This window comes from Bradyrhizobium sp. USDA 4354, assembly GCF_054060315.1.
Window position 1 is genome coordinate 3,028,735 of sequence record NZ_JBSSDC010000001.1, and the last position, 23,944, is coordinate 3,052,678.

Annotated in this window: 21 protein-coding genes; 12 read left to right on the forward strand and 9 right to left on the reverse strand. The window is 58.7% G+C overall.

The genetic code is table 11. From position 1 onward, the window contains the following. Positions 1-196: 196 nt before the first annotated feature. Complete coding sequence (locus ACVIIV_RS14195; RefSeq protein ID WP_456744739.1) at positions 197-610, reverse strand: ArsC/Spx/MgsR family protein; 414 nt, start codon at positions 608-610, stop codon at positions 197-199. A 7-nt stretch (positions 611-617) separates the two neighbouring features. After that, positions 618-842 carry a hypothetical protein gene (locus ACVIIV_RS14200; protein ID WP_456744740.1) on the reverse strand — a complete coding sequence of 75 codons (225 nt, stop codon included), beginning with the start codon at positions 840-842 and terminating at the stop codon, positions 618-620. A 32-nt stretch (positions 843-874) separates the two neighbouring features. On the opposite strand from ACVIIV_RS14200, the gene ACVIIV_RS14205 reads away from it, so the two are divergent. The 8 genes from ACVIIV_RS14205 to ACVIIV_RS14240 all read left to right on the forward strand — a co-directional run bounded on the left by ACVIIV_RS14205 (position 875) and on the right by ACVIIV_RS14240 (position 9,057). After that, positions 875-1,048 carry a hypothetical protein gene (locus ACVIIV_RS14205; protein WP_456744741.1) on the forward strand — a complete coding sequence of 58 codons (174 nt, stop codon included), beginning with the start codon at positions 875-877 and terminating at the stop codon, positions 1,046-1,048. Between the two features lie 134 nt (positions 1,049-1,182). After that, complete coding sequence (nifH, locus tag ACVIIV_RS14210) at positions 1,183-2,067, forward strand: nitrogenase iron protein (protein ID WP_027571409.1); 885 nt, start codon at positions 1,183-1,185, stop codon at positions 2,065-2,067. A 146-nt stretch (positions 2,068-2,213) separates the two neighbouring features. Next, a complete protein-coding gene (locus tag ACVIIV_RS14215) occupies positions 2,214-3,005 on the forward strand; it encodes a nitrogen fixation protein NifQ (RefSeq protein ID WP_456744742.1) in 792 nt (263 codons plus the stop codon). 299 nt (positions 3,006-3,304) lie between these two features. Continuing rightward, positions 3,305-4,495 (forward strand): homocitrate synthase, encoded by a 1,191-nt coding sequence (nifV, locus tag ACVIIV_RS14220; protein WP_456744743.1) that lies wholly within the window; start codon positions 3,305-3,307, stop codon positions 4,493-4,495. Between the two features lie 475 nt (positions 4,496-4,970). Continuing rightward, positions 4,971-5,312: a nitrogenase stabilizing/protective protein NifW gene (nifW, locus tag ACVIIV_RS14225; RefSeq protein WP_456744744.1), complete on the forward strand. Its 342-nt coding sequence runs from the start codon at positions 4,971-4,973 to the stop codon at positions 5,310-5,312. Between the two features lie 980 nt (positions 5,313-6,292). Then, positions 6,293-7,402 carry an electron transfer flavoprotein subunit alpha/FixB family protein gene (locus ACVIIV_RS14230; RefSeq protein ID WP_456744745.1) on the forward strand — a complete coding sequence of 370 codons (1,110 nt, stop codon included), beginning with the start codon at positions 6,293-6,295 and terminating at the stop codon, positions 7,400-7,402. A 12-nt stretch (positions 7,403-7,414) separates the two neighbouring features. Beyond that, on the forward strand, positions 7,415-8,722 hold the full coding sequence (locus tag ACVIIV_RS14235) for an FAD-dependent oxidoreductase (protein WP_456744746.1): 1,308 nt from the start codon (positions 7,415-7,417) through the stop codon (positions 8,720-8,722). 38 nt (positions 8,723-8,760) lie between these two features. Next, positions 8,761-9,057 (forward strand): ferredoxin family protein, encoded by a 297-nt coding sequence (locus ACVIIV_RS14240; RefSeq protein WP_456744747.1) that lies wholly within the window; start codon positions 8,761-8,763, stop codon positions 9,055-9,057. A 237-nt stretch (positions 9,058-9,294) separates the two neighbouring features. Here the strand turns inward: ACVIIV_RS14240 and ACVIIV_RS14245 are convergent, their stop codons facing one another. Continuing rightward, the gene (locus tag ACVIIV_RS14245) at positions 9,295-9,837 is read right to left on the reverse strand and encodes a carboxymuconolactone decarboxylase family protein (RefSeq protein WP_456744748.1); all 543 of its coding nucleotides are present in this window, start codon (positions 9,835-9,837) and stop codon (positions 9,295-9,297) included. A gap of 8 nt (positions 9,838-9,845) precedes the next feature. Further along, positions 9,846-10,400, reverse strand: coding sequence for a peroxiredoxin (locus ACVIIV_RS14250; protein WP_456744749.1), 555 nt, complete (start codon positions 10,398-10,400; stop codon positions 9,846-9,848). 1,349 nt (positions 10,401-11,749) lie between these two features. Between ACVIIV_RS14250 and ACVIIV_RS14255 the strand changes: the two genes are divergently transcribed. Continuing rightward, entirely contained in the window at positions 11,750-12,484 is a 735-nt protein-coding gene (locus ACVIIV_RS14255) for a Ulp1 family isopeptidase (protein ID WP_456744750.1), read from the forward strand. Positions 12,485-12,607: 123 nt separating this feature from the next. Here the strand turns inward: ACVIIV_RS14255 and ACVIIV_RS14260 are convergent, their stop codons facing one another. Together ACVIIV_RS14260 and modC are read right to left on the reverse strand one after the other, a co-directional pair. After that, a complete protein-coding gene (locus tag ACVIIV_RS14260; protein WP_456744751.1) occupies positions 12,608-13,285 on the reverse strand; it encodes a DUF2478 domain-containing protein in 678 nt (225 codons plus the stop codon). Then, complete coding sequence (gene modC, locus ACVIIV_RS14265) at positions 13,282-14,463, reverse strand: molybdenum ABC transporter ATP-binding protein (protein ID WP_456744752.1); 1,182 nt, start codon at positions 14,461-14,463, stop codon at positions 13,282-13,284. Before modC ends, ACVIIV_RS14260 begins: the two co-directional genes overlap by 4 nt. Positions 14,464-15,203: 740 nt before the next feature. Here modC and ACVIIV_RS14270 point away from each other — a divergent pair. Continuing rightward, the gene (locus ACVIIV_RS14270) at positions 15,204-15,362 is read left to right on the forward strand and encodes a hypothetical protein (protein ID WP_456744753.1); all 159 of its coding nucleotides are present in this window, start codon (positions 15,204-15,206) and stop codon (positions 15,360-15,362) included. 299 nt (positions 15,363-15,661) lie between these two features. Here the strand turns inward: ACVIIV_RS14270 and ACVIIV_RS14275 are convergent, their stop codons facing one another. Beyond that, entirely contained in the window at positions 15,662-16,732 is a 1,071-nt protein-coding gene (locus ACVIIV_RS14275) for a cytochrome-c peroxidase (RefSeq protein WP_456744754.1), read from the reverse strand. 2,510 nt (positions 16,733-19,242) lie between these two features. Between ACVIIV_RS14275 and ACVIIV_RS14280 the strand changes: the two genes are divergently transcribed. Both ACVIIV_RS14280 and ACVIIV_RS14285 read left to right on the forward strand, forming a co-directional pair. Beyond that, positions 19,243-19,602 (forward strand): hypothetical protein, encoded by a 360-nt coding sequence (locus tag ACVIIV_RS14280; RefSeq protein WP_456744755.1) that lies wholly within the window; start codon positions 19,243-19,245, stop codon positions 19,600-19,602. A 677-nt stretch (positions 19,603-20,279) separates the two neighbouring features. Further along, on the forward strand, positions 20,280-22,112 hold the full coding sequence (locus ACVIIV_RS14285; RefSeq protein WP_456744756.1) for an NEL-type E3 ubiquitin ligase domain-containing protein: 1,833 nt from the start codon (positions 20,280-20,282) through the stop codon (positions 22,110-22,112). Between the two features lie 270 nt (positions 22,113-22,382). Here ACVIIV_RS14285 and ACVIIV_RS14290 read toward each other — a convergent pair whose 3' ends face one another. Both ACVIIV_RS14290 and ACVIIV_RS14295 read right to left on the reverse strand, forming a co-directional pair. Next, the gene (locus ACVIIV_RS14290; protein WP_456744757.1) at positions 22,383-23,102 is read right to left on the reverse strand and encodes a hypothetical protein; all 720 of its coding nucleotides are present in this window, start codon (positions 23,100-23,102) and stop codon (positions 22,383-22,385) included. A 60-nt stretch (positions 23,103-23,162) separates the two neighbouring features. Then, a complete protein-coding gene (locus ACVIIV_RS14295) occupies positions 23,163-23,912 on the reverse strand; it encodes a P-loop NTPase family protein (protein WP_092302639.1) in 750 nt (249 codons plus the stop codon). Between the last annotated feature and the right edge of the window lie 32 nt (positions 23,913-23,944).

The window sequence follows — 23,944 nt, forward strand, 5'->3', positions numbered from 1 at the left end:
GGCGGCCTCTCACACACTGCGAAGACGAGAAGCACAGCATTCGAGTGCAACATGGGCGATGCCGCCTTACGGAGCAGCCACTGGCGCGGGCCGTCTCAGCAAAGGTCCCCTCGGTTACTACCCGTGAAGGAAGCCGGACGTAGGGAACGTCATTCTTTGCCTCGCTTGATGGCCTGGGGTACGCTCCGTTGTTTCCTCACGTCTGCGGACAACGCGTGCGGTTTGCTTCGTGCAAGCATCCCTTAAGATCATCTTTCGTCTTGCGGCCAAGCAGCGACAGCACGGGCTCATGATCGAATCCGGCATATCGTGCCCCGTCTACGTCGATCAGCGGTCGTCGTATCAGGAGCGGATCGCCCACCATCAATGCGAGTGCGCTTGCCGCGTCGATAGTGTCGGGATTGACTTCGCCTGACTTGATACGGGGCGCAGCTCGGTTGAACCAGGAGTCGACGGGCATGTTGCCGAGGAACCGGCGCAATTCCTCCGTATCCCATAGCTCCTTTAAAATGTCTTGGGCGATCACGTCGTGTCCGGCGGACTTCAGCGCTTGAATCTGACGTGCGTTAGTGGCGCAGCCGGGCTTCTGATAAAAGATGATTGTCGCCACGATATACCTATGAAGGCGCGCTGAGCTGAACGATTGGCACGGCGCTGCTGCTTTCGGGAGGCCATTCAAATTTCTTGCCGATCATCTCCAATGTCAGCGCACCAAGCGCCGTACCGTATTTGCAACACTCGCCGCTGGTCCGCCAGGTTTCGAGCCCGACCGGCATATTCACTTTCTCAAATCGCCCGACTTGCGAGAAGAGCAGCAAGTTCCGTTCCAGACCTGAAGGCATCGGAACAGGTCCCGCCAAACCGGCTATTCGCGTTGATGATTGTGGTCGTTGTTCGTTTTCTGACAGCCGCGCAGATCCTGTCAGATCCAAAACAGCCAGGATCGCTCACCGGCTGGTTGGTTTTTAAAAAACGTAATCAGAAGCTTAAGGAGCGCGGTCAAGCGTTGGCACGGCGGTTGCTAATAAGCGGCAGCAACACTGAGTGAGGGCTGAGTGCACGCCGACGCGTAAGACGAATGCGCTCCTTCCCTTGAACCCGTGTGCCCCCGTTTCTGAGAGAGAAACAATCTAGCGCGCAAGAAGCGTGCAACTGTTGGCAAATAGGTTGATGGAGAGCAACATGTCTTCACTGAGACAAATCGCGTTCTACGGGAAGGGCGGCATCGGCAAGTCGACCACTTCGCAGAACACGCTGGCGGCCCTGGCAGAGATGGGTCAGAAAATTCTGATTGTAGGATGTGACCCGAAAGCGGACTCGACCCGCCTGATTCTGCACGCCAAGGCGCAAGACACGATTTTGAGCCTTGCAGCGAGCGCCGGCAGCGTGGAGGACCTCGAGCTCGAGGACGTAATGAAGGTCGGCTACAAGGACATTCGCTGCGTGGAGTCCGGTGGTCCTGAGCCGGGTGTCGGCTGCGCCGGCCGCGGCGTCATCACCTCCATCAATTTCCTGGAGGAGAACGGCGCCTACGAGAACATTGACTATGTCTCATACGACGTGCTCGGCGACGTCGTTTGCGGTGGCTTTGCGATGCCAATCCGCGAGAACAAGGCTCAGGAAATCTATATCGTGATGTCCGGTGAAATGATGGCGATGTATGCCGCGAACAACATCTCCAAGGGCATCCTGAAATACGCGAACTCTGGTGGCGTGCGGCTGGGCGGTCTGATCTGCAACGAGCGGCAGACCGACAAGGAGCTGGAACTAGCGGAGGCGTTGGCTAAGAAGCTAGGCACTCAGCTGATCTACTTCGTGCCGCGCGACAACGTGGTGCAGCATGCCGAATTACGCCGCATGACGGTGCTGGAATATGCACCGGATTCCAAGCAGGCCGATCACTATCGCAATCTTGCGACCAAGGTTCACAACAATGGCGGCAAAGGCATCATCCCGACGCCGATCTCCATGGACGAGCTCGAGGACATGCTGATGGAGCATGGCATTATGAAGCCCGTGGACGAATCCATCATCGGCAAGACCGCCGCCGAACTCGCGGCCTCGTAAAAGTCGCGAGTCGCGGCCTTGTGAAGGCGCCGCGACGGATGCCGGTCTCCCTCACCGCCCATCCGGGAGGCCGGCATTCTGACGATCGATTTTGCCAAAACAAGGATGCGGCAGGGCATACCTGACTGCTGTGGAACCCTCAAAATATGTTCGAAGCGCAATACCTTCCGTTCATGGCTGCTTGTGCCGTTGATGCCAACAGCCAGATACACAGGGGAATTGCAACCTACCGTCTGCTCACCGGTGTGCCTCCTGCAGATGCCGATATTGCCATTGACAGCAATTTCGATCGCCATGTCCTGGCGTCTATCCTGGCGGCTGCCACAATGGATGGTGGCTCCCTTCCCGAGAAGGCCGGCCTGTCCGGCCTTGAACTGGCGGCCTTGCTGGAGCAGTACTTTCCCTCGCTTGAGATCAAGCTCGCGGAGCAGCTCTCGGCTTTCAAGTGCGAAGAGGACGACGAGATCGCAATGCTGCGCGATCTCTTGCTCAAGCAACGCTCGACGGAAGGGGATATCGGCCGCTGGCTGGCTGCGATGATTGCGCGACGCGCCATTGAGCCAGAACATCTGTGGGAAGCTCTCGGTTTGCGCAATCGTGCCGAACTCTCTCGGCTGCTGAGCCGCCATTTCGCGCCGCTCGCCGCGCGCAATGTCAACAATATGCGCTGGAAGCGCTTCTTCTACCGCATGCTTTGCGAGAATGAAGGTCTCGTGATGTGCACAACACCCGTGTGCAAGCAATGTGACGACTTCAACCTCTGCTTCGGCGAAGAAAGCGGTGAGAGCCGGATGGCCGAGCGCCGGCGCGATTTTCTGTTGCAGGCGGCTCGGCCGGTCGTTGCCGGCGACTGGCCATCTGAACTGCCACAAGGGTCCGCGATCGCCCCGTCATCCGAGAAAGCCTCGCCGGATTTGGTAAGCCGCGCGGGAGGTTGAGGGCGCGGCTGACGCCGTTTCGATGCGAGCGAGTGACCATGTGTCCAAGGCGGCGGCGGGCCCCAAGTGCTCCGCGACAATTCTCGATATCCCGGCGCGCGGCAATTGCATTAGCGTTCGAACTCGGCGTGGCAACAGGCAAGGCGTCCGCTTCATGAGCCTGTCGCATTCGCGACAATCCATTTGCTGAAGAGGGGTCGAGGACCGAAGCGTTAGCTTCGTCCGTGGGTTGCCTGGGTCGACGGGCTGGCATGCTGGTTGCTGAAGCTTAGGTAGGTCAAACAATGAGGAGCTCTCGCGTGATTGCCGCCAACACCGCCGCCAAATCGTCTTGGTCCGACCAGGTGCGCGCCAAGCCCACCGTGCTCAACGACACGACATTACGCGACGGCGAGCAGGCACCTGGCGTTGCGTTCACCACAGAGGAAAAGCTGGCGATCGCGCAGGCGCTGGCGCGGGCCGGAGTCACGGAGATCGAGGCGGGAACGCCGGCGATGGGCAACGAGGAGATCGCCGCCATTCGCGCCATTGTCGAAGCAGATCTTCCGCTGACCACCATAGGCTGGTGCCGGATGCGGGAATCGGATGTCGACGCGGCGATCGAAGCAAAGGTGTCCATGATCAATATGTCGATTCCGACCTCCGATGTCCAGATCGCGGCCAAGCTAGGTGGTCATCACGACCTGGCGCTGGAACGGGTCAAGCGAGTGGTGGGCTATGCCTGTGCGCGCGGACTTGAGGTCGCCGTCGGTGGTGAGGACTCCTCCCGCGCCGACCTCGATTTTCTCATCAGACTGATGGCAACTGCAAAAGCCGCGGGCGCGCGTCGCTTTCGTATTGCAGATACGCTCAGTGTGCTCGATCCCGACGCAACCTACGCGCTGGTCAAGGATCTGCGTGCGACCACCGATCTCGAACTCGAATTTCACGGTCACGATGATCTCGGACTCGCAACCGCCAACACGCTCTCCGCTATCAAGGCTGGCGTGAGCCACGCCTCAGTGACCGTCATCGGGCTGGGCGAGCGGGCCGGAAATGCCCCGCTCGAGGAAATCGCGGTCGCACTCAAGCAGCTCTACGGGCACGAGACCGGCATCATACTCCCGGAGCTCGAGAACGTCGCCGCGGTGGTAGCAGCCGCGGCCGCACGTGCGATTCCTATGAACAAGGCCATCGTCGGAGAGCATGTATTTACGCACGAATCCGGCATTCATGTCGATGGCCTTTTGAAGGATCAACGCACCTATCAATCGCTTGATCCCGTTTTGCTTGGCCGCTGCAACCGCTTTGTGATCGGCAAGCATTCCGGACTTGGGGCGATCACCGCGTTACTCGATGAACTGCAGCTCGTCGCCAGCGCCGATCAAGCCAGACGGATTCTGTCGCGAGTCCGCAAATATGCCATCGAGCACAAGCGGCCGGTCGAGCGCGAAACCGTGGCGGCGATCTGGCGCGACGTGTGCGGATGCCTGGCAACCCACCCCGCGTGAAAAGCCGTGTCCAACAGCATTTGCGTCGACCATTCGCAAACCGACGCGCCGAAAGGACGGTGTCCGATAGCGCTGATGGGCGCGAACGGCGTCCAGCTTTCGCACGTCAGATCCCCTGGCGCGATCTCACCTCCAGATCTTACTTGCCCTTCCGCCATACATGCTGTGATCTCCTACCCAATGGCGAGCCGTCCCCGGACTGCCAATCGGCCTCTTTTCGCGCGGCTGATTTCCGGTCCGGCGACCGTCCTGACGAGCGTCAACCTCGATCGTGGTTTGGCGATTGATCCCGGATCTTCATCGGAGCTTACGTCGTCACCGGCGGACCTGCCAATCTGGAGCAGCGAAGTTGAGGGCACCGCTTTCCGGAACCAGGCTTTGGCGACGGACAGCTGTGCGAGGCAGGACGGCAGCAGTCAGCAGGAGCCGCCCCATCTCGTTAAACGTCGAGAGCTAATCCGAAGGAGGATTTTCGATGATCAACTCAACCCCGGCAGCCGGTATCCTGGATCGGCTCAGCAAGGCCTCGTCGGCAGAGGATTTTTTTTCGCTGCTTGGCGTCGATTACGACCCTAAAATCGTGAATGTCGCGCGCCTTCACATCTTAAAGCGCATGGGACAATATCTTGCAAAGGAGCAATTTGCTGGTGCCGCAGAGGCGGAAATCAGAGCTCGGTGCAAGGCGATGCTGGAGCAGGCCTATGCCGATTTCGTGGCATCGTCACCGATCGACCAGCGAGTGTTCAAAGTTTTGAAGGATGCCGTCGCAGACCCTAAGAAGGCCGCGGCCTTTGTCCCGTTGAGCGAGCTGAAGTGATCTCGCGCTCCACTGCAAGCAAGGTTTGCCCGACGGGGCGACGTGGCAACCCGATGCGCGGCCTTCGTCTTTATCCGGGTCAACTCTCTGCAGCCATCACCCGAGCGGCGGCTGTCGTATTCCCGACCCATGTCTGAACTGGTCGTGTCCACGGTATCAGCGGATATTTCAAGTGTCTGCCAAACCATCACTTTCGACTGACTTTCAATGGTTTTTGCAACTGGTACGACACTTGCTGTTGTCCTGCCGATCCGATCATCGATGCCGGCAGATGGTAGCCGTCCGAGATGAGATTGAAGGAAGACCCATGATGCTGCATTTAGTGCCTGCCGAGCCCTGCGCCATCATTCGTGGCCTACGATCTCGCCAGGTCCGTTCGAAACGGTCTTTGACGCGATCGAAGTTCCGTATCGACGGTGAGATGGTGGTCAATGGATAAGTCGCCTGTTCGCGCTACACCTGGAGAGGGTATGCACAGCGTCATCCGCATCAAACCGCCCCCCGATTCCGCTCGGATTTGTCTCCATCTCATGGCGGATAGCAAAGAGGACCACCGTCGGCCCACGGGTTGTCGGCGCTGGAGGCTCGGCATGGATTGTGTGACAGGTGCGTTGCCAGGATCGCCCTCGTCGTCACAGTCAATGTGGCGCCGCTGTACCGAAAGTGACGCGCAGGTATTGCGCAGCGAACGGACTCGCCAACTCAGGCATGGAAGCGAACGGTCAGAATCACCGCGGCACCCTGGCCGCCGCGGTGCCGCTCGTCGAACGCGAAGCGCAAGGGTTCAGTGTGGAAGACCTCGCCAAATCCGGCCGGACCAGTACGTCTATCGCGACGACGCGTCTTGTTGTGAGGCCGGTCCGACTAAGCATACGGGGCCGAGCAGCCGGCCGATTGCTGACCAAAAGTGATCTTCAGTTAACGAAGCTAAAAAGCAACCTGTGGCGCGGGCGCGCCTATCTTTCAGGGGAATTTAGAGTATGAGCAATGCCACCAGAACGGCCATGCCGGCGGCGTCCGGCCGCGCAGCAGCCAAAAAAGAACTGCCGGAGCACTTCAAGGCGTACAAGCACGTCTGGGTCTTCGTCGAGCTGGAGCGCAGCCAGGTTCATCCGGTTTCCTGGGAGCTCATGGGTGCGGGGCGCAGGCTTGCCGATAGGCTAAAGGTGAATCTTGCCGCTGTTGTTATCGGTCCGGAGGGGCAGCACACACGTAACGCCGCGCTTGACGCATTTTGCTATGGCGCCGATCTGGCCTATCTCGTGAGCGACAATGTTTTGTCGGATTACCGCAACGAATCCTACACCAAAGCGCTAACCGAACTCGTCAACACCTACAAGCCCGAGATCCTACTGTTGGGGGCGACGACGCTCGGTCGCGATCTCGCAGGTTCCGTGGCGACGACCCTGTCGACGGGGCTCACTGCCGACTGCACCGCGCTGGACGTCGACGCCGATGGTTCGCTTGCGGCGACGCGTCCGACCTTTGGCGGCTCGCTGCTCTGCACGATCTATACCTTGAATTATCGTCCGCAGATGGCAACCGTCCGCCCGCGGGTCATGCCGATGCCTGAGCGCGTCGTACGCGATGCCGCTCGTATCATCGTCCATCCGCTCGGCCTTGTCGAAGACGATATTGTCACGAAAGTATTGTCGTTCCTACCCGACCGCGATGCAGAAACGTCCAATCTGGCCTATGCCGATGTCGTGGTTGCGGGTGGCCTGGGACTGGGGTCGCCTGAGAACTTTCGGTTGGTGCGCGAGCTCGCAACTCTGCTTGGCGCTGAATATGGCTGCTCGCGTCCTCTCGTGCAAAAAGGGTGGGTTACGTCTGACCGGCAAATCGGCCAGACGGGCAAAACCATCCGGCCGAAGCTCTATATTGCCGCCGGCATTTCCGGCGCGATCCAGCACCGGGTTGGCGTGGAGGGTGCGGATCTAATCGTCGCCGTCAATACTGACAAGAACGCTCCGATCTTTGACTTCGCCCATCTCGCGATCGTCAGTGACGCCATTCAATTGCTACCGGCGCTGACGGCCGCATTTCGCGCCCGGCTTTTGCCGAATTCGCGCGCCCGGATCGCTGTCTAGAAGGAGATGATAATGATTGAAGAGAGATTCGATGCGATCGTGGTCGGAGCCGGTATGGCCGGCAACGCGGCGGCATTGACCATGGCCAAACGCGGCATGAAGGTGCTGCAGCTCGAGCGGGGCGAATATCCCGGATCGAAGAATGTGCAGGGCGCCATCCTCTATGCCGACATGATGGAAAAGCTGCTCCCCGAATTTCGAGAGGAGGCGCCGCTCGAACGTCACCTGATCGAGCAGCGGTTCTGGATGATGGACGATCGTTCCCATGTCGGCATGCATTATCGTTCAGACGACTTCAACGAGGAACGGCCGAACCGCTACACGATTATACGCGCGCAGTTTGACAAATGGTTCTCTTCCAAGGTGCGGGAGGCGGGCGCGACCGTGCTGTGCGAGACGACCGTCACCGAGCTCGTACGGGACGAGCGTGAAAGGATCGTCGGTGTTCGTACAGATCGCCGAGACGGCGAAATACATGCCGATGTCGTCGTGCTGGCCGAAGGGGTCAATGGCCTGCTCGGGACGCGCGCGGGCCTACGCGCGCGCCCGACACCCGATAACGTTGCGCTCGCGGTGAAGGAGATGCACTTCTTGCCTCGCGAGACTATCGAGGCGCGCTTCAATCTCAAGGGCGATGAAGGCGTCGTGATCGAGGCGGCCGGTACCATTTCCCGCGGCATGACCGGAATGGGTTTCATCTACGCCAACAAAGAGTGCATTTCGCTCGGCATCGGTTGTCTCGTCGCCGACTTCCAGCGCACGGGCCAGACGCCTTACGGCCTGCTCGATCAATTCAAGAGGCATCCCTCTGTGGCGCCCCTGATAGCAGGGTCCGAAGTCAAGGAATATTCGGCGCATCTCATTCCTGAAGGCGGGTACAAGTCGATCCCGCAGCTTTATGGGGAAGGCTGGGTCGTAGTGGGCGATGCGGCCCAACTCAACAATGCCATTCATCGTGAGGGCTCCAATCTCGCGATGACTTCCGGCCGCATCGCCGCCGAAGCGATAGGTCTGGTGAAATCGCGCGGCGAGCCGATGAGTGGAGCAAATCTGTCGATCTATAAGAAGATGCTGGACGATTCCTTCGTCATCAAAGATCTAAAGAAGTACAAGGATTTGCCGCCCCTGATGCATACCCACTCACAAAACTTCTTTCTCACCTATCCGCAGCTCATCTCCAAGGCGATGCAAAACTTTGTGCGCGTCGATGGTACGCCCAAGGCTGAGAAGGAGAAGGCGACCCTTAAATCCTTTGTTAAGGCGCGGTCATGGGCAGGTTTGTTCGGCGATGCTTGTCGTTTTGCCCGGGCCTGGCGCTGACCGCAAAAGTGTGAAGTCCAACAATGGAAGGCCAAAGGATGAATGTCGAACCCTCAATGCGCGTCGAAGACAAGCTGTATTATAACCGCTATCTTGTCGACGTCGGTCACCCTCACGTCAAGGTACGCGCGCACACGACGCCGTCGCCGCAGCTGCTTGCACTTTTGAAAGCCTGTCCCGCGCGATGCTACGAGCTCAACGACGATGGCCAGGTTGAGATAACTGTCGACGGGTGCATCGAGTGCGGCACCTGCCGCGTGATCGCCGAGCCAACCAGCGATATCCAGTGGAGTTATCCGCGCGGCGGATATGGGGTGCTGTTCAAGTTTGGGTGAGGATGAGGTGAATGTGCAGCGCAAGGCGCTCGCTCTAACCGACCTTACAATCTCGCCGCATCGTTCGCGCACTTTCGCCTCTGGCGCGGTGCGTGCAAATTTGAGCTAGGCACGCTTCAAAGGTGATGTCACGCAAGAGGTGCCTTGCGGGTATGACGCTCGTTAGGGACTCGCAAGGCACTGGTGTGGCGCCGCTGCGTGGCGCCACAAGGATCGGCCGGACGGCGGGAGGAGGAACTAGGCCGTCGCCTGGCTCGGCCCGGTGGCCTCGATTGCGGTCGCCACTGAATGCACGATTGCAGCAGTGCGCACGGCGGTCTGTATCACTTCGGAGCTCACGCCCGCGGCTCGCAGCGTCTTCTCGTGGGCATCGATACAAGCACCGCAGCCGTTTATGGCGGAAACCGCAAGCGACCACAGCTCGAAATCCGACCTGTCGACACCAGGGCTTCCGATCACGTTCATACGCAGCCGTGGTGGCATCGTCTTGTAGTCCGGGTTAGAGGCGAGGTGAACGAATCGGTAGTAGACGTTGTTCATCGCCATCACCGAGGCAGCGGATTTCGCCGCAGCAATCGCCACAGGCGTCATCACGGCGACCGCAGCCGATTCGATTGCGGCAATTACGGCTGCATTGCGGGTGGCGATCGCGCTCGCCAGCAGCAGTCCATATTGTCGCTGCGGCGAGAGCGTCTCATCGGCCACCAAGGACGTCAGATTGAGCCTGACGTCCTTGGCGAAATCGGGAATCGTTTTGCTCAGCTGTTCGATCGACGACATGCTGCGCCTCAAGCAACCTTCAGGGTTTCGCCGCCGATTTCGCGGTTGCATGGACAAAGCTCGTCTGTTTGCAGCGCGTCCAGAACGCGGAGCGTGTCCTTAGGACTGCGCCCGACATTGAGATTGGTCGCATAGACGTGCTGGATCGTGTTTTGGGGGTCAACAATAAAGGTGTAACGATAGGCAACCCCTTCGGGTGAACGCACGCCAAGACCATCAACGAGCGTTCCCTTTGTGTCGGCAAACTGCCAGATTTGTAGATTGTGCAGGTCGACATGTGAGCGCCGCCAAGCGAGCTTGCAGAACTCGTTGTCAGTCGAACCACCCAGTACGACCGCATCACGGTCGGCGAATTCCTTGGAAAGCCGAGCAAACTCAGCAATCTCGGTGGGGCAGACGAAGGTAAAATCCTTGGGATAGAAGAAGATGATCTTCCACTTTTCTGGAAAGCTCGTTTGGGTCAGCGTCTCGAATGCACTCTGTCCTTCTTCTTCCTGCGCTTGAAAGCCGGGCTTCACACCTGTGATTTCGAACGGCGGCAACTGACTTCCAATTCCGAGCATGCTGTCCTCACAAATTTGCTTTTTGTAGATCGTGACCTCACTGGTGAAGCAAGCTATATGCCATCCGTTCTCAGGATTGGAATTGTCGCAACGAAGCCAGCCCAGCGGCTTGGTATAGGCATGCTCGCGCGCTTGGAGCGTCGATCAACACTAAGTTGACGGTCGTCTGGAGTACACACAAAACGCCATGAGAACACTCGACCTTTGTGCGAGCGCCTGAGGTGTTCGGCTGCAAGAGTCTGGTCAAAGCCGATTCTGCGTCCCTCAGAGCAAACCGCTTCATCGAGACATTGATGTGCCGAATGCGTCACGGCTCTCGGCCTGCCGGCCTTTAACGGGAGTACTGAACCTAACGAAGCCGCGTGGTTTTGTGGAATCTGGCGCAAACAAGAGCGGGCGTATCGCCGCGACGATTAGATTGAGCTGAGTAAGACCCCAATCCTCGCCGCTGCCAAATACGGTGTTTAGTAGTCATGGGGGACGGCGCCTCGCGCTTGAGGCGCTTGAAGCGGTGTAGCTCACCAAGCTGGGAGGATTTGCCGCGTCCTGAAACGCGTACGAAAGCCAACCAGGCTCGCCGCGGCGGCGATGGGGGCTAGAAGTGTACGTAGCGTCAGGTTGTATAGTCTGGATGCGGCGAACGCTCTGAAGCTTCATGATCACAAGGAGAGACCTCAACGTCTCAAGATCTTAAGTGCATTGGAGCATGTGGCTGTGCAGACACGCCCCGGTTTGTAGCGGATGTGAGGACATTGGCGTGAAGAACCGAAGATGAAGCAGAACTTGCAGCGCAAGTCTCAAATCCTGGAACGTCCTTCAACGGGAATGGAACAGCCTATATCGATCCCGATGTGCCGCATGCGACGCTGCCCAGGAGGAGTGCGCGAACGCCGTCGCTTTTCGGATGAGGCAAGCATCGAACTCAACCTCGTCCTGGATGCGAAACTTGCCGACGCCGCCCTCCGAAGGTGAATGGCCGCCGGTGTTAGGCCCGTTTGGTCAAGCCGGTTTGCAGGAGCAGGCTGGGTCGAGCTCGACTTGGTCCCCGCGACTGCCGTCCTATTTCGACTTTCCAACGCCGAAGGGCGAACCAGCTCGGTCCTCAGACATCGGTCTCGGTTCTTTAGTTGACCTGCCATCTACACCGCAGGACATGCGTGACGATGCCCAGTCAGGGCCGGTGCTGAGCCCTGCCGGCAGACCCCCGTTCTTCATCGGGGCGTCAGGCATGCCGCAAGAGCTCGGATATAGGATATCTCGTTGGGGAGGATTGGCAGCATGGCTCACAGCCGGTGCCGGATTTCCTGCTCGATGTATTGGACAATAAGATGCTATTGCCGAGTTCGCGAATGGCACCGCAGCCGGTCTCCATCAACGGTGAGACCTACTCCACCACGTTGGGTCCGCGAGGACGCCGCGACGCTCAGCTTATCCATCATCCTGGCCCATCCTCGATTCCTAAAGCCCAGGTCGCCGCTTCGGGTGCGAGTGCTTCTGCCGGCGACCTCAGCGGGCGGGTGCTCGGAGCCAGGGATTGGCTGGGCGACGAGCATATCCAGCGGCACTACGAGCTCCTGTCGCAGGAGTTGCAGGGAAGCAATCCCAACCTCGCCGCCCGGATACGGTTTGTAGATCCTCTCATGGCCTTTCGGGTGGGTCAGGCTACCGAGGCCGACGCGCTCCGCGCATTCCATCGCATTGTCGATGATCGGAATGGGAACGATACAGCCGACTTCCTGTTCTTGCCGGTGAACGATGCCAGCGCTACGGACCTCAATCACCGTGGCTCCCATTGGTCGCTGCTGCTGGTGGACCGCCGCGATCGCAACAATCCCGTTGCCTACCACTACGACTCCTCCAGGGGGCACAATGATAGCCCTGCAGCAATGCTCGCACAACGCGTGGGGGCCAACCTGCAAAACGCTCCCATACGCCAGCAGAGGAACGGCTACGATTGCGGTGTCTTTGTGCTCGACGGTACGCGGGCGCTGGCTAGGCGGTTGGCGGGAAGACGGCAGCCGGACCTGAACCTTAGCAATCTCGTCGTCGACCGGCAGGCACTGCAGAACCGACTGAGAGGTTGATGTCGGCTTGAACTGGCTAGCGCGCGCAGCTGATTGAACTGCGACGTCTCGCCATTGAAGGTCCGCAATCGGCACGTTCGCAAGGCATCACGGTGGCACAGAGCATGGGAGCGGACGCCAGAGCTAAGGCTGTTTTCGGAGGCGGCGAAGGAGTCTGATGGGCGATTTCGGAGCCGACGTGCTCGACAGTCTTACTGTCGTCATCAAGCGGTCCGGTATCGTCGTCCCCAAATAACCGCAGCTGGGGCTGAAGGCCCCGCTGCGCGCCACGCGCGTTGAGATATCGAACCACCACTTCTTCAAGAATTGACGATCACAAGGCAGCAGCGTGCCAACACCCGCGGTGAAGGTTCGCCAGTCGGCAAGGCATTTCTTCGGAACGGCTGTCAGGACTGGTACGCCTCGGGTGATCGCGTCAACGAATTCGGCGCGCAGGCCGCGGCCAGCTGCTTCTTGTTTGGCGAATTTGCTGATCACGAGGAGATCGATCTTGTTACAAAGTGCCTGGGAAACGACAGCTGCGGCCTCGGCAAGCCCATTTGTATCGAGATTACAGGACATAGCTCCGCTGCCGAGTGGCTGGGAAATCGAGATCTCTTGTCCCGTCGCAACGTCGATTGCGAGCATGACGTGCGTGCCATTTGCGCGCCTCGAGTGTTGCTGCACGATGCCGCCGATGCGTACGCCTTGTTGCGCGAGATCCTGAGCGAAATCGGCCAGTAGCCTATCTACATCGTCTCTTGGACGGTAGAGAATTGCCCCCACACTATTCGGATCTATCTCATTCGGATTATCGATCACGGCCGGGATCCTGTTGATGTGTTTTTCGTATCCGGGCATAGCTGTCGAACGTTCGGGCGCGGATGTGGCATGCGTGCAAGCAGCCGCTCGGTCGGCGCGAGCGGAACGGCGCGCCCGACCTCCGCGAACACGTCCGCTCCATTGCTGAGCCGTAGCGCATCAAAGGAGCGGCGCGTGATGCGCGCCAAAAGCGGCACGCCAGAACGGCCAGTTTCAAGAGTCAGAACCAAGGTGACCTCAGCCTCGCCGAACGGGAGAGAGGCTTTGATACGTGCCGGAAATACATTGAGAATTGAGCTTGCACGCGGGGGCTCGCAGGCAATGCTGACGTCGCCGGCTGCGATGCGCAGCCGCAGCTGCGCGCCCGGTCTAAGCGGCACTCCAGGTATCAGAAGGCGCGCCCCCTTGAGGCGGAGGATGATCAGCCCATATCGTCCGTCATAGCCGCCGACCACGGTATCAAGACAGACTGCTGCTTCGCCGCGTTTGGCAAGCGCCGGATCGCTCTGAACGACATTGAGCGGACCGGCCGCAGTCACGACGCCATCTTTCATCACGACAAGATGATCGGCAAAACGCTCGATATCAGCGATGTCATGGCTGATGTAGATCATCGGCAATGGGAGCTTTTCCCGCATGCGCTCGAGAAATGGCAGGATCTCGCATTTGGCGGAGCGGTCGAGCACAATGAGTGGATCGTCCAGCAAAAGCAGCCGAGGCTGGCCTAACAGCGCGCTGCCAAGGGCCAGTCGCTGTCGCTCGGCCGCGGAAAGATGTGATGGCGAACGCTCGAGCAGTGGCGCCAAGGCGAGCAATTCGACCACACCATCAAAATCGATCAGTGTCGGTGTCGATTTCGACGCCTTGTATAGAAGGGTGCGCCGTACAGACCAATGAGAAAGAAGAATTGGTGGCTGGAATACATATGCGACGGGACGCAGATGAGGCGGTCGAAACGTCGTCTCATCCTGCCAAATCTCTCCATCGACCGCACAAAATCCGTTCGGCAGACGCTGCACGCCAGCGATGCAGCGCGCGATTGTGGTCTTGCCGCACCCAGGCGGACCGAAAATCGCTGTGACCCCTTTGGCTGGTAGGCAGAATTGCGCATCGAGCGGAATGTTTGCGTTAGAGCCGTTGAAGGAAACCTCAATATAGGCCGTTTTTGCTTCTCTCATGAACCTGCGCCTGTGCTCTATCTTCCCATCCAAGTCAGGAGCACAATCGATGCAATGGAGATGATGGCCATACTTGCGACAATCCAGTCTGTGCCGCTCCAGCACGGCGTCTCTGCTCGGGTGAAGGCATAAGGTGCGGCGGCGGACTGCAGATCGGTGTTAAGACCAGAGGCTTGTTGAGCATCTCCTCGCCGCGAGCATCGTGACAATCGGACGCTGCCCGGTGCACTTGCCAATGAGAGGCAAAGCGCCTTTCCAGCACCGCGAGGTTCTCAGCCTGCTTGGTCGGGCTGAGGGCTTCTGCTGAATGTCCAAATGGCGCGGCTTGGGAGGTTAGGCAGTAAAGATATCGGCTCACACCAGCGCTGAATACTGGCTCGGAGCCGGAAAGCCGCATCAAGGATCCCGCAGCTTTGGTAGCCGATTTGAAGTTTGCGCCGGTCGCCATAGTCATGGCCTCTGCATTCTCGGGTGCGAGCAGCATCAAAGCCAGATCGATCAGGATAAATCGGATAAGCCTCATTGGAACTCCGGCTCCGCCGCGAGGCGTCCGTCGCAGCAACTGGTTGATCGCTACCCAGCAATCCGCGTGCCGTTTCAAGGAATATCTACGCGTCTAGCGGCAAGGGGGCTTTGTATCGGTCTCCGACGGGCGTCTTAAATCGCCGCATCTTATTGTAGGGCTTTGGACGCTTGCGTCACCAACCGCACATGCAGGAGCTAGGAGATGGAAGCTGAGGATGATCCATCGCCTCTTGCATTGGAGATGGTGCTTTGGCGAACTCGCGGCCGTAAAACGCGTCAATGATGCACAAGTCATTGCATCCGATTTGGCGCACCTTCCGATGTGCGCGCAGGAGAAGGCCGGCTGCCAGGCGCTTGGAAAAAGGCTGATGTGAAATGATATGCGGTGCCCGCTAACTACGCGAGAGAATCCTCCTCGCAGCACCGGCTGCCGGCGCATTTCAGGGCGCGCGAACCTTCACTGCAATGCGAGGTGACCCAGGATTGTGCTGCCAAAGATGGATATTGACAGGCCCCTTAAGGAATTCTTGCGTCAGCGACGAACGGGTTGGGGCTCGAGGCTCGCAATGTGGGCGCTGAATGCTCCAGCTTGGACCGCGACATCGCCTGATTTCGTTGCGGCAGCGCTATCTTCCTCGCTAATCACAACGTAGCGTGTCGCTATCGTGAAGGCCTATTTGTCTAAGGAGGGCTTTGGGGTTGCAATGCTCCGCGTGGGCAGTAAAGGGTAATCGATCTTTGGCAGCTGCCCGGTGAGCGAATTCAGAAAGGCGACAATCTCGTCAGCTTCTTCATCGCTGAGCTTTGCGCCAAGCTGAACCTCACTCATCACGCCAACCGCTTGCTTAAGACTCCAAACCTGACCAGAATGGAAGTAGGGGGGACGCAATGCGACGTTGCGCAACGGCGCCGAGCGGAAAACATACTCGTCGCCGAGATACTTCGTGACGGAAAAACGACCCTTGTCCTCCCTCGGAAGAAGGTTTTCGGCTGGCCTTTCAATCATGCCGAACGGGAAGTAATCCTGTCCACCGACGTTGATTCCGTTGTGGCAAGAGGAGCATCCCTTTTCGATGAATAGCTTCAGCCCGGCTTTCTGCTGATCAGTGAGAGCATATCCGTCTCCGTCGAGGTACTGATCGAAGGGGGCGGCAGGAGTAGTCAAAGTCGCCTCGAAAGCCTCGATGGCCTTGGCGAAATTGTCAAACGTCACGGGCACCGCATCATTGGGAAAAGCCTTACTGAACATAACCACATAATCGGTCATTGAATTCAATGTGCTGAGCACGCGATCGGGCGTCGCATTCATTTCGATGCTGGACTGGACAGGGCCTGCGGCCTGCGCCTTAAGATCCGCCGCCCGCCCATCCCAGAACTGCGCCACGTTGAAGACCGCGTTATAGACTGTTGGCGCACGACGTGACCCCAGCTGCCAGCGATGACCAATCGACGTCGGGCCGGCATCTACACCGCCCGTCCCAAGGTTATGACACGTGTTGCAGCTAATAACCCCGCTCGCCGATAGCCTCGGATCGAAAAACAAGGATTTGCCAAGTGTGACCTTTTCAGGGGTGATAGGATTGTCCTTCACCGCTGGAACGGTTGAGGGAATCGGTTTGAAAATCCGCTTGGCGGCGCTCAGCAAATCCTCATTGGCGCCTGCTGCTGGCGAAACCAGAATGGCTGCGGCCACAACACTTAACCTGCCGACCAAGGAAAGCTCGCGTACCGCCAATTTCTTCATGTGAAGTCTCGTTTTTATCCTAGATCGTGGAATCGCGAACGTAGCGCGCGGTCCGCGTCCGTCCGCAGAAAGATCTGCACAGTCGACAACGCATGGTGCCTTCCGTGTTCCGGCTAGGCTGCACCCAGGCTGACGCGCTGTCGGTGTTAGTAGCAACCGGCGTGCCAGCGGCTCGAGGCCGCTGAGCTGGTTTTGAGCAATTGCCCACCGTGAATAGCAGCAGGCGGCTTGAGGCTGTGGAATCGGCCGTACGCGACAGTTGCGACAATCACCATGCCGCCATGGTTATCCTGGCCTGTCGGTCCAAACCTCTGTGCTTCTCGGAAACCTCATCGTACGGGACTCTTTGACTCTGCAGGTCAGCTGGTTCGGATCGCGAACAAGCGAGCTGCGTCGACGCAGCTTGTCGCTGATCGTCTCGGATGCGTGCCCTTGACGCCCTCAACCCCAACACCAGGCTGAGCGTCATCGGGGACGTTCGTCCCGGGGGGAGCAGCCGGTCAGGCGTCCAATTGTCGGGAGTTCGTCCTACTGCCCTCAATGTGGGGATGCCCGTCTCGGAACGTATTCACACACTTGACGACGCTCAAAGTGCTTGAATCGACCGCGGCGTCAGGTTGTAGCATTGCGGAGCAGAACGCCGTATGGGGAGCCAGCATCGCCGCACAAGCGCTAAACGGCCGATCTCTGCTGTATCTCGGTCTTCACAATCAGCGTGCTGCGCGTGGCGGGACGATGATTCGGGAGCCCGTAATCATTGCGTGAGCGAGACAGTGGCTGCCGAGGCGGCCCAATCCGGTAAACAGTTATGCTCGCGGGGCAGAGAGCAATAGTGAAGGATATGCGGCTTAAGAGAGGTTTGGTGAATCAAGAGCGACGAATGGGCTGGACTTGCAATGCGCATCGCTGTGCAGTCGCCCTCGCCGCGATCGCGATCGCAGCGATGTGCACAGGACAGGCTGGCGCGCGAGATCGGCGGGCCGAGGAAGTCTTGATGTCGTGCAGACCAGACGTGATCCGCTTCTGTGACCGCTTTACTGGGCGTAGCGATGTGGACGTAGCCATGTTTTGTCTTAGGGACAATTTCAAGAACTTGCGCGGCGAATGCCGCAGCATGGTGCCAACCGCGGCGGAGAGAAACGACAGACCGAGACGACGTCTTAACAGGCTTCCGGTCGTCCTTCATCGAGAGTGAGGCGTCCGAGCGGCAGTTGCAGAAATCGAGCGACAGTGAGGTGGTCAGACTGAGGGGCGCCGTAGTTTGGCCAGCTTGGCGGCCGAAACTCGATTGGCTGGAAGCATCACCCTGCCGAACCGCAGTTCATCTGTCAGGGGGGCTGAGTTCGGTGGATCGATTGGCCTCGATCAGCGATCGATAGTGCGCCCATGCGTGTTACGAGGTGAAATGCGCTCTGAACCTCGATTTCGTACTGCAGCAGTTGCGCTTTGTTCAGCGCTGCAGCCAACCGCCGACTTTGAGGCCGTCGTGAGATTGCCATCGGCTCCGCTGTAACTGGTCGAGAGGACTGCGTAAACTGTGGTGGGTACAGCCGGACATCTGCAGGAATCCGTGCTGCCAATCGCGGTCTTCCTCAGATTTCTCAGCTGGGGATTAGTTCGTCTCGACTGCCGGGCTCAAGGTGCAGATAGATCTAGGAAACCTCTTTTGTTAGCCGCCCATCGACTTCCCGAAGGAACCGCTTGATGTTATTGCGGCGTTCTCGATGGGCGCTTCAGGCGAGTCGCCTCGCCCCATCGTGGTGCTCTTGGCCGAATACACTTTAGGGCTCAACGTCAAAGGAAACGCCGTCGACAAGAGCCGTTCAAAGGCAGAAAGCTGTTCAAGCAGACGCGTCTCAACGGCCTTGCGCTCCGCGCCAGGTAAGTCCCTTTTAAGGAGTCGACGGCAGCGCCAAATGTCGTTCCGCAGCCGTCTGATCTCACTCAATGTATCATCAGTTGAAGTCATCACAGATATAGTTCACTTCGTCCCTGGAGTATCAATTATGGCGATCGTCATCGAGCGGTCATTTCCTAGGCTCCGCATTCCTGCCGAACAACTGCATCCGAGGACTTGCGACTTCCCGCTCGTCTTTCGGCGAGCAGTTCAATGTATGCCACTCTTATCATCAATATCAGCCTACACCGCGCGCGCGACGAGAAATCGAGGCAGATCCTCGCGTTTTCATGGCGCTGCGATCGAGTGCCTTGCACAATTCCTGCGCTCCACAGGATTGATTGGTGCGCGAAGAAAAGCCAAGAACCGGAGCAGTTAAATTCATGTCCGACACGCAGACGGCCCAAGCAGGAACTATTTGACGCACAACGCATGTTCCCATGGTCGATGGTGGCGGAACTTGCAAGGGCTTGCGGCTTGTAAATCTCTCGATAGCAGCGTTAAACGGGCATGAAGCTGCAGTGTCGAAGACGACTATCCTTCCGCAGCGACACTCTCGCGATGTGGTGGCCAAAGATTACAGAACTGAACTAGAAATCAGAAGGACAAGGTCTTGAGCCAGGCGGAGAATGACGTCGTCGAGCACATGCTCTCGTCATTGACGACCAGCTTGTTGCAGAATCGTATCGCGCCCTCTGATGAGCAGGTGATGCATCATTTTGGGCTAGCCTGCGAGAGAGCGGGACTGATCGCGACGGAGGAGATAGCAGTACGGATAGTGAAACGTGTTTCACGCGAGATCAACAAGGCGCAGTCGATGCTCGAGTTCATTGATCGCGGCGCGGATAAATTGAAGTCGACATACAGAAATTCTGTCGACCAGTGCAGATGCAGCTGTTCGATCATTCAGTCGAACGCATACGGGTCAAGTGCCGTCTCATCAACGCTTGCCCGTCGAGATCTGCGACGGTGAGCCGAGGGGGAGGGCCGGTCTTTGTGGCCGCTGTCAATGGCTGGAAACTCGTCATCGGAGAAATTTAGCGAGCCCGTGTTGTTAACATCGGGTGCGCGCCGCGTCTCGTAGCCAAGGCCGAGCAGCGTTAGGCGCGATGGGCTGCAAGCTATTTAGCTCAGCTATTTAGCGTAAGCGTTTGAACGCAGGGGGAAGTGGGGCCGCCTCGCCGCAAGCGACAGCAAAGTTGCCGGCCTAAGCGTCCCGCTGCCGGCGTGCCGGCACCCGGCACCGATCGGCCCAACTCGAAGTGATTCGTCTGCGGAGCGCTGAGCTAAGCTTGAGAAATTGATGGGACCGTCCAGTTTCCTCGCTCCGCGGTCCGTCAGCTTATCGACAGCTGGCTCTCGTATCATGAACGTCGCTGCTCGCTGGCAGGCGCGGCTCAACGGGCGTAGATCTGGCAGGGGACACCGGGATAGAACTCCAATATCAACCGATCCACGAGCGAGACTTCGCCTGGGTTCGCTGCACCCTCTGACGTTATTCGGTAGCACTCGCAGCAGCGTATTCGCGCCATGTGCGTGAGACCTCATTGCAGTTAGCCGGTGGAGCGTCATCCATGGCGGGGGTTACCGGTTCTAAGATGCGCCGCCCCGGCACGTTCGCTTCATTTTGCTACCGAAGAGACGACATCCATGAATGCAGAACAGCTTGGCGCTGGTACTCCTTCCGCAACTTCCGATTCGGAAAGCTCCGAACCGGGCTCTCCGGCCGCATTGCAGTGGGGAGAGGCCTTGACGGACGTGCAGGCGTCCGCTGCCGAGGCGGCTGCCTCGCAGGACGAGGTGTTGGCGGACTGGGCTGCCGAAAACGGGCAGGGGCAACATGAGAATCGGCTACAGGCGGTAAGTCGAACGAGGGCTTGGCGGGGCACGGGTGATCTCAATGAGCCGCTAGATCTGTCGTCTCTGTCCCTGACCGCCTTGTCGGCGTCCATTCTGGCCGGGTTGCGCCGCCTGAATGTCGACGACAATCAGCTCGACAGCCTGCCCGAGACCCTTCCGGCGAGCCTCCAACGGCTCTACGCCAGCAACAATCGGCTGACCAGCCTACCCGAGCTTCCACCTGGCCTGCGGCGGCTCTATGCAATCAGCAATGGGCTAACGCGCCTGCCCGCAGAGCTGCCGCCGGGATTGCGGCGGCTGAATGTCGACAACAATCAGCTGACCAGCCTGCCCGAGCCCCTTCCAGCAACGCTTCAGGAGTTGGACGCTAGCGGTAACCGCCTGACCCACCTGCCCGAGCTTCCAGCCGGGCTCCAGCGTCTGAATGTCGACTACAATCAGCTGACGAACCTGCCCGAGCCTCTTCCGGCTGAGCTCGAATGGCTCAGCGCCAGCCACAACCGGCTGACCAGCCTACCTGAGACGGTCCCGCCCGAGCTGCTGTGGCTCGGGGCCAGCAACAACCAGCTGACCAGCGTGCCCGAGACCCTGCTGACGCAGCTAAGCCGTGACTCGAGCGTTGATCTGGAGAATAATCCGCTCGCCGATTGGGTGCAGGCCGGCCTGGCAACAGCGATGCATGCCGGACACTATGCCGGCCCGCAGGTTTTCATCTCGACCGCGGATGGAGCGGTGGAAGTTCAGCCGCGGTCCCTGCAAGAGGTTGCCGCGGACTGGCTCGAGGGCGAGCCCACGGCAATGGCGACTTGGCAGCAGTTCGGCCATGAAGCGGGGGCAGCGGACTATGCACGCTTCCTCGACAGGCTCCGCGGCACCGTGAACTATGGCAACGAGACGTTCCGCCAGACCGTCGCCGAAGATTTGCGGCAGGCAGCCGTCAGGCCGCGTTTGCGCAAGCAATATTTCGAGTTGGCTTCGGGAGCGAACGCGAGCTGCGAAGATCGCATTACTTTGGCCTGGAACGGCATGCAGACCGCACGCCTGAACGCTGATGTTGAGGATGGCGTCTATGACGGGCGACTGGGCGAACTGCTCCAACACGGCCGCGTCATGTTTCGCTTGGAAGCGCTGGACGGAATCGCGCGCGAGAGGGTCAACTCGCTTCGTCGTGCCGATCCCGACGCGGACGTCGATGAAATCGAGGTCTACCTTGCCTACCAGACCCAGCTGCGTGACCCGCTCGAGCTGCGGCACATCGCTCCCGACATGCGCTTCATGAACGTCTCTCACGTGACCGAGGACGATGTGGCCAGCGCCGAGGCATCGGTGCGGAATCAGGAAGCGACGGAATTTCCGGACTATCTGGCAACGCGCTGGCAACCGTGGGAAAGCGTGGTGAGGCGCATCGCGCCCGAAGATTATGCTGCCATGCAGGAGCGGCTCGTCGACGCGATGGGCGAAGTGTTTCAAACCCGTCTGAATCTCCGACTGGCCGAGGAAGGTTTGACAGGCGATGCCGATGCCGAGCGGGTGCTCGGAGCCCAGATCCGAAACGAGATCGCCCGCGAGATCAAGAGCGCGGTCATGCACCAGGTGCTCGGGGAACTCGGCCTTGATCTATGAGCCTCCTGTGATGGAAGGACCCGTCGATCCGCCTAGCCGCCAAGATGAAGACAGTCCTCGATCCTTTCGAGGACGCGCGTGTCTACATGAGCCATTCGGCGAATGAGCTGCCGTCAATTGCCGGTCGCGTGGTCCGTGCGGACGATCACGGTAAAGATGCGCAATCCACTGCAGAGTCGTACACCGCAATTCATGCGTTCGCGTCCAGTTGAGAGCGCCATTGAAGACTGCTCATAGGCCGGACGAATAGACAGCGAGCAGATCGGAATCTCAAGTAGCCCTTGTGGAACGTAGGCTGTCGATATCCGTGCCCCGAGATCGATAGGACTTTCGCAGCATCACACTCGAATCCAGATCGCGGAACATGCTGTAATTCCGTCGGATCCATTGATGCAGCTCGGTGGACCAGTCGTTCTCGTTGCGCAGATATCCGGTGAAGGAAAAGCTAAGCCGGTCTATATATCTCTTGAGGAACAGCGGAAGCGCGGGAATCCGAAGCACCCGCTCGCCATCCATCGCTTCAGGTAATCCGCCGCGCAGCACGAATTCATTGTGGACGGTGACCAGCGACGCCGGCGGAATTCGCCGCCGCAGCATTTCATAACCGCGAAACGAGATGCGGTCAGCGCCCGCGACGAAGAGGATGATAGGCGCGACATAGCAGCGCGCCGTCTCCTTCATGAAGCCGATCTCCTCGCACATCTTGAAGAATTCGTCGAAGGCGTGAAAGCCGAGATCGATTACCTTGGATACCCCGTCGTGAATGACAAGAGGGTCCATCAGCTGCATCTTGCCGTAAGTGTCGATCACATCCGCGGTCTCCGTGATGTTGGGGAGGTAGTCGAGCAATGATGGCTCTTTCAAGTTGACATCAAACGACAGCACTGTGCCGTTCTTCAGCAGCAAGAACTCGCTCATGGCCCGAGCAATGAGAGTTTTACCGACCTGCGGGCTAGGAGAGCAGATGATGTAGATGGGGGTCGCTAACATAGCCAGCAGATCAATTTCGTTTCTTACGTGGGCCCGAACCTGAGCTCGCCGAATACGCGACTACTTCTCGCCGGCCCGGGTGGCGGACTTGGCGCCGGCCAATTCCGTCAAGTTGATGCGATCAAATTCGCTCCAGACATTTGCCAGCCAGTGCCGGACATAGCCGCGCAACACGAAGGAGTTGTTCGCGGGTTCATCGTTCCGCCCCTTGTTTGCGACGAAGTCTATGAATGGGACGGACGCGACTTCCACCTGCTCATAGGCCATCTCGTTAAGCTTCGGTATGACCAACTCAGTCGCATGTTTGATGCGGTGAAAATAGGAATTATATGTCGCTTGATCCCACTGGAAGAATTGAGTGTCATTGATGAAGTTCTTGACTAGGTAGTACTTTGCGCCGCTCATGAAGGTCGCGGTTTCCGCGATCTCGTCTAGCGAAGCGATGGATGATCCCAGGATATGGAACACGGCAAACGTGATCTGGCCAGACCGCGCCGAGTCCAGAAATCCGATGTCGCGCAAGGAAGCCAGCGCAGAGGACAGTAAGCCTGCGCGAGCATCGATGACAGTGACGGACAGCCCTGAGTTCAGGGTATCGAAGATCTTCATCTGGTCCGCCGTCGTCGTCATGTCGACGATCTCGGTGATCTCGGGATAAAAGCGCTTCAGCGTTCCCCTCGGCGACTCCGTGTCGAATGCGCGTGTTTGCACATTGTTGACGCTGAAGTAGTCCAGTAGCGTTCGTGATACGGTCGTCTTGCCGACTCCTCCCTTGTCCGCACCGACCACAATTACAACTGGCTTAACCATGGAAATCTCCTGAGACACTCGCTATTGCCGCG

Excerpts from the sequence above, each read along its gene's own strand:
- nifW (WP_456744744.1), top strand. The coding sequence starts at position 4,971 with ATGATCAACTCAACCCCGGCAGCCGGTATCCTGGATCGGCTCAGCAAG.
- ACVIIV_RS14295 (WP_092302639.1), bottom strand. The coding sequence starts at position 23,912 with ATGGTTAAGCCAGTTGTAATTGTGGTCGGTGCGGACAAGGGAGGAGTC.
- nifH (WP_027571409.1), top strand. The coding sequence starts at position 1,183 with ATGTCTTCACTGAGACAAATCGCGTTCTACGGGAAGGGCGGCATCGGC.
- ACVIIV_RS14255 (WP_456744750.1), top strand. The coding sequence starts at position 11,750 with ATGGCACCGCAGCCGGTCTCCATCAACGGTGAGACCTACTCCACCACG.
- ACVIIV_RS14285 (WP_456744756.1), top strand. The coding sequence starts at position 20,280 with ATGAATGCAGAACAGCTTGGCGCTGGTACTCCTTCCGCAACTTCCGAT.
- ACVIIV_RS14235 (WP_456744746.1), top strand. The coding sequence starts at position 7,415 with ATGATTGAAGAGAGATTCGATGCGATCGTGGTCGGAGCCGGTATGGCC.
- modC (WP_456744752.1), bottom strand. The coding sequence starts at position 14,463 with ATGAGAGAAGCAAAAACGGCCTATATTGAGGTTTCCTTCAACGGCTCT.
- ACVIIV_RS14275 (WP_456744754.1), bottom strand. The coding sequence starts at position 16,732 with ATGAAGAAATTGGCGGTACGCGAGCTTTCCTTGGTCGGCAGGTTAAGT.
- ACVIIV_RS14200 (WP_456744740.1), bottom strand. The coding sequence starts at position 842 with ATGCCTTCAGGTCTGGAACGGAACTTGCTGCTCTTCTCGCAAGTCGGG.
- ACVIIV_RS14230 (WP_456744745.1), top strand. The coding sequence starts at position 6,293 with ATGAGCAATGCCACCAGAACGGCCATGCCGGCGGCGTCCGGCCGCGCA.
- ACVIIV_RS14215 (WP_456744742.1), top strand. The coding sequence starts at position 2,214 with ATGTTCGAAGCGCAATACCTTCCGTTCATGGCTGCTTGTGCCGTTGAT.
- ACVIIV_RS14270 (WP_456744753.1), top strand. The coding sequence starts at position 15,204 with ATGATCCATCGCCTCTTGCATTGGAGATGGTGCTTTGGCGAACTCGCG.
- ACVIIV_RS14240 (WP_456744747.1), top strand. The coding sequence starts at position 8,761 with ATGAATGTCGAACCCTCAATGCGCGTCGAAGACAAGCTGTATTATAAC.
- ACVIIV_RS14290 (WP_456744757.1), bottom strand. The coding sequence starts at position 23,102 with ATGTTAGCGACCCCCATCTACATCATCTGCTCTCCTAGCCCGCAGGTC.
- ACVIIV_RS14245 (WP_456744748.1), bottom strand. The coding sequence starts at position 9,837 with ATGTCGTCGATCGAACAGCTGAGCAAAACGATTCCCGATTTCGCCAAG.
- ACVIIV_RS14250 (WP_456744749.1), bottom strand. The coding sequence starts at position 10,400 with ATGCTCGGAATTGGAAGTCAGTTGCCGCCGTTCGAAATCACAGGTGTG.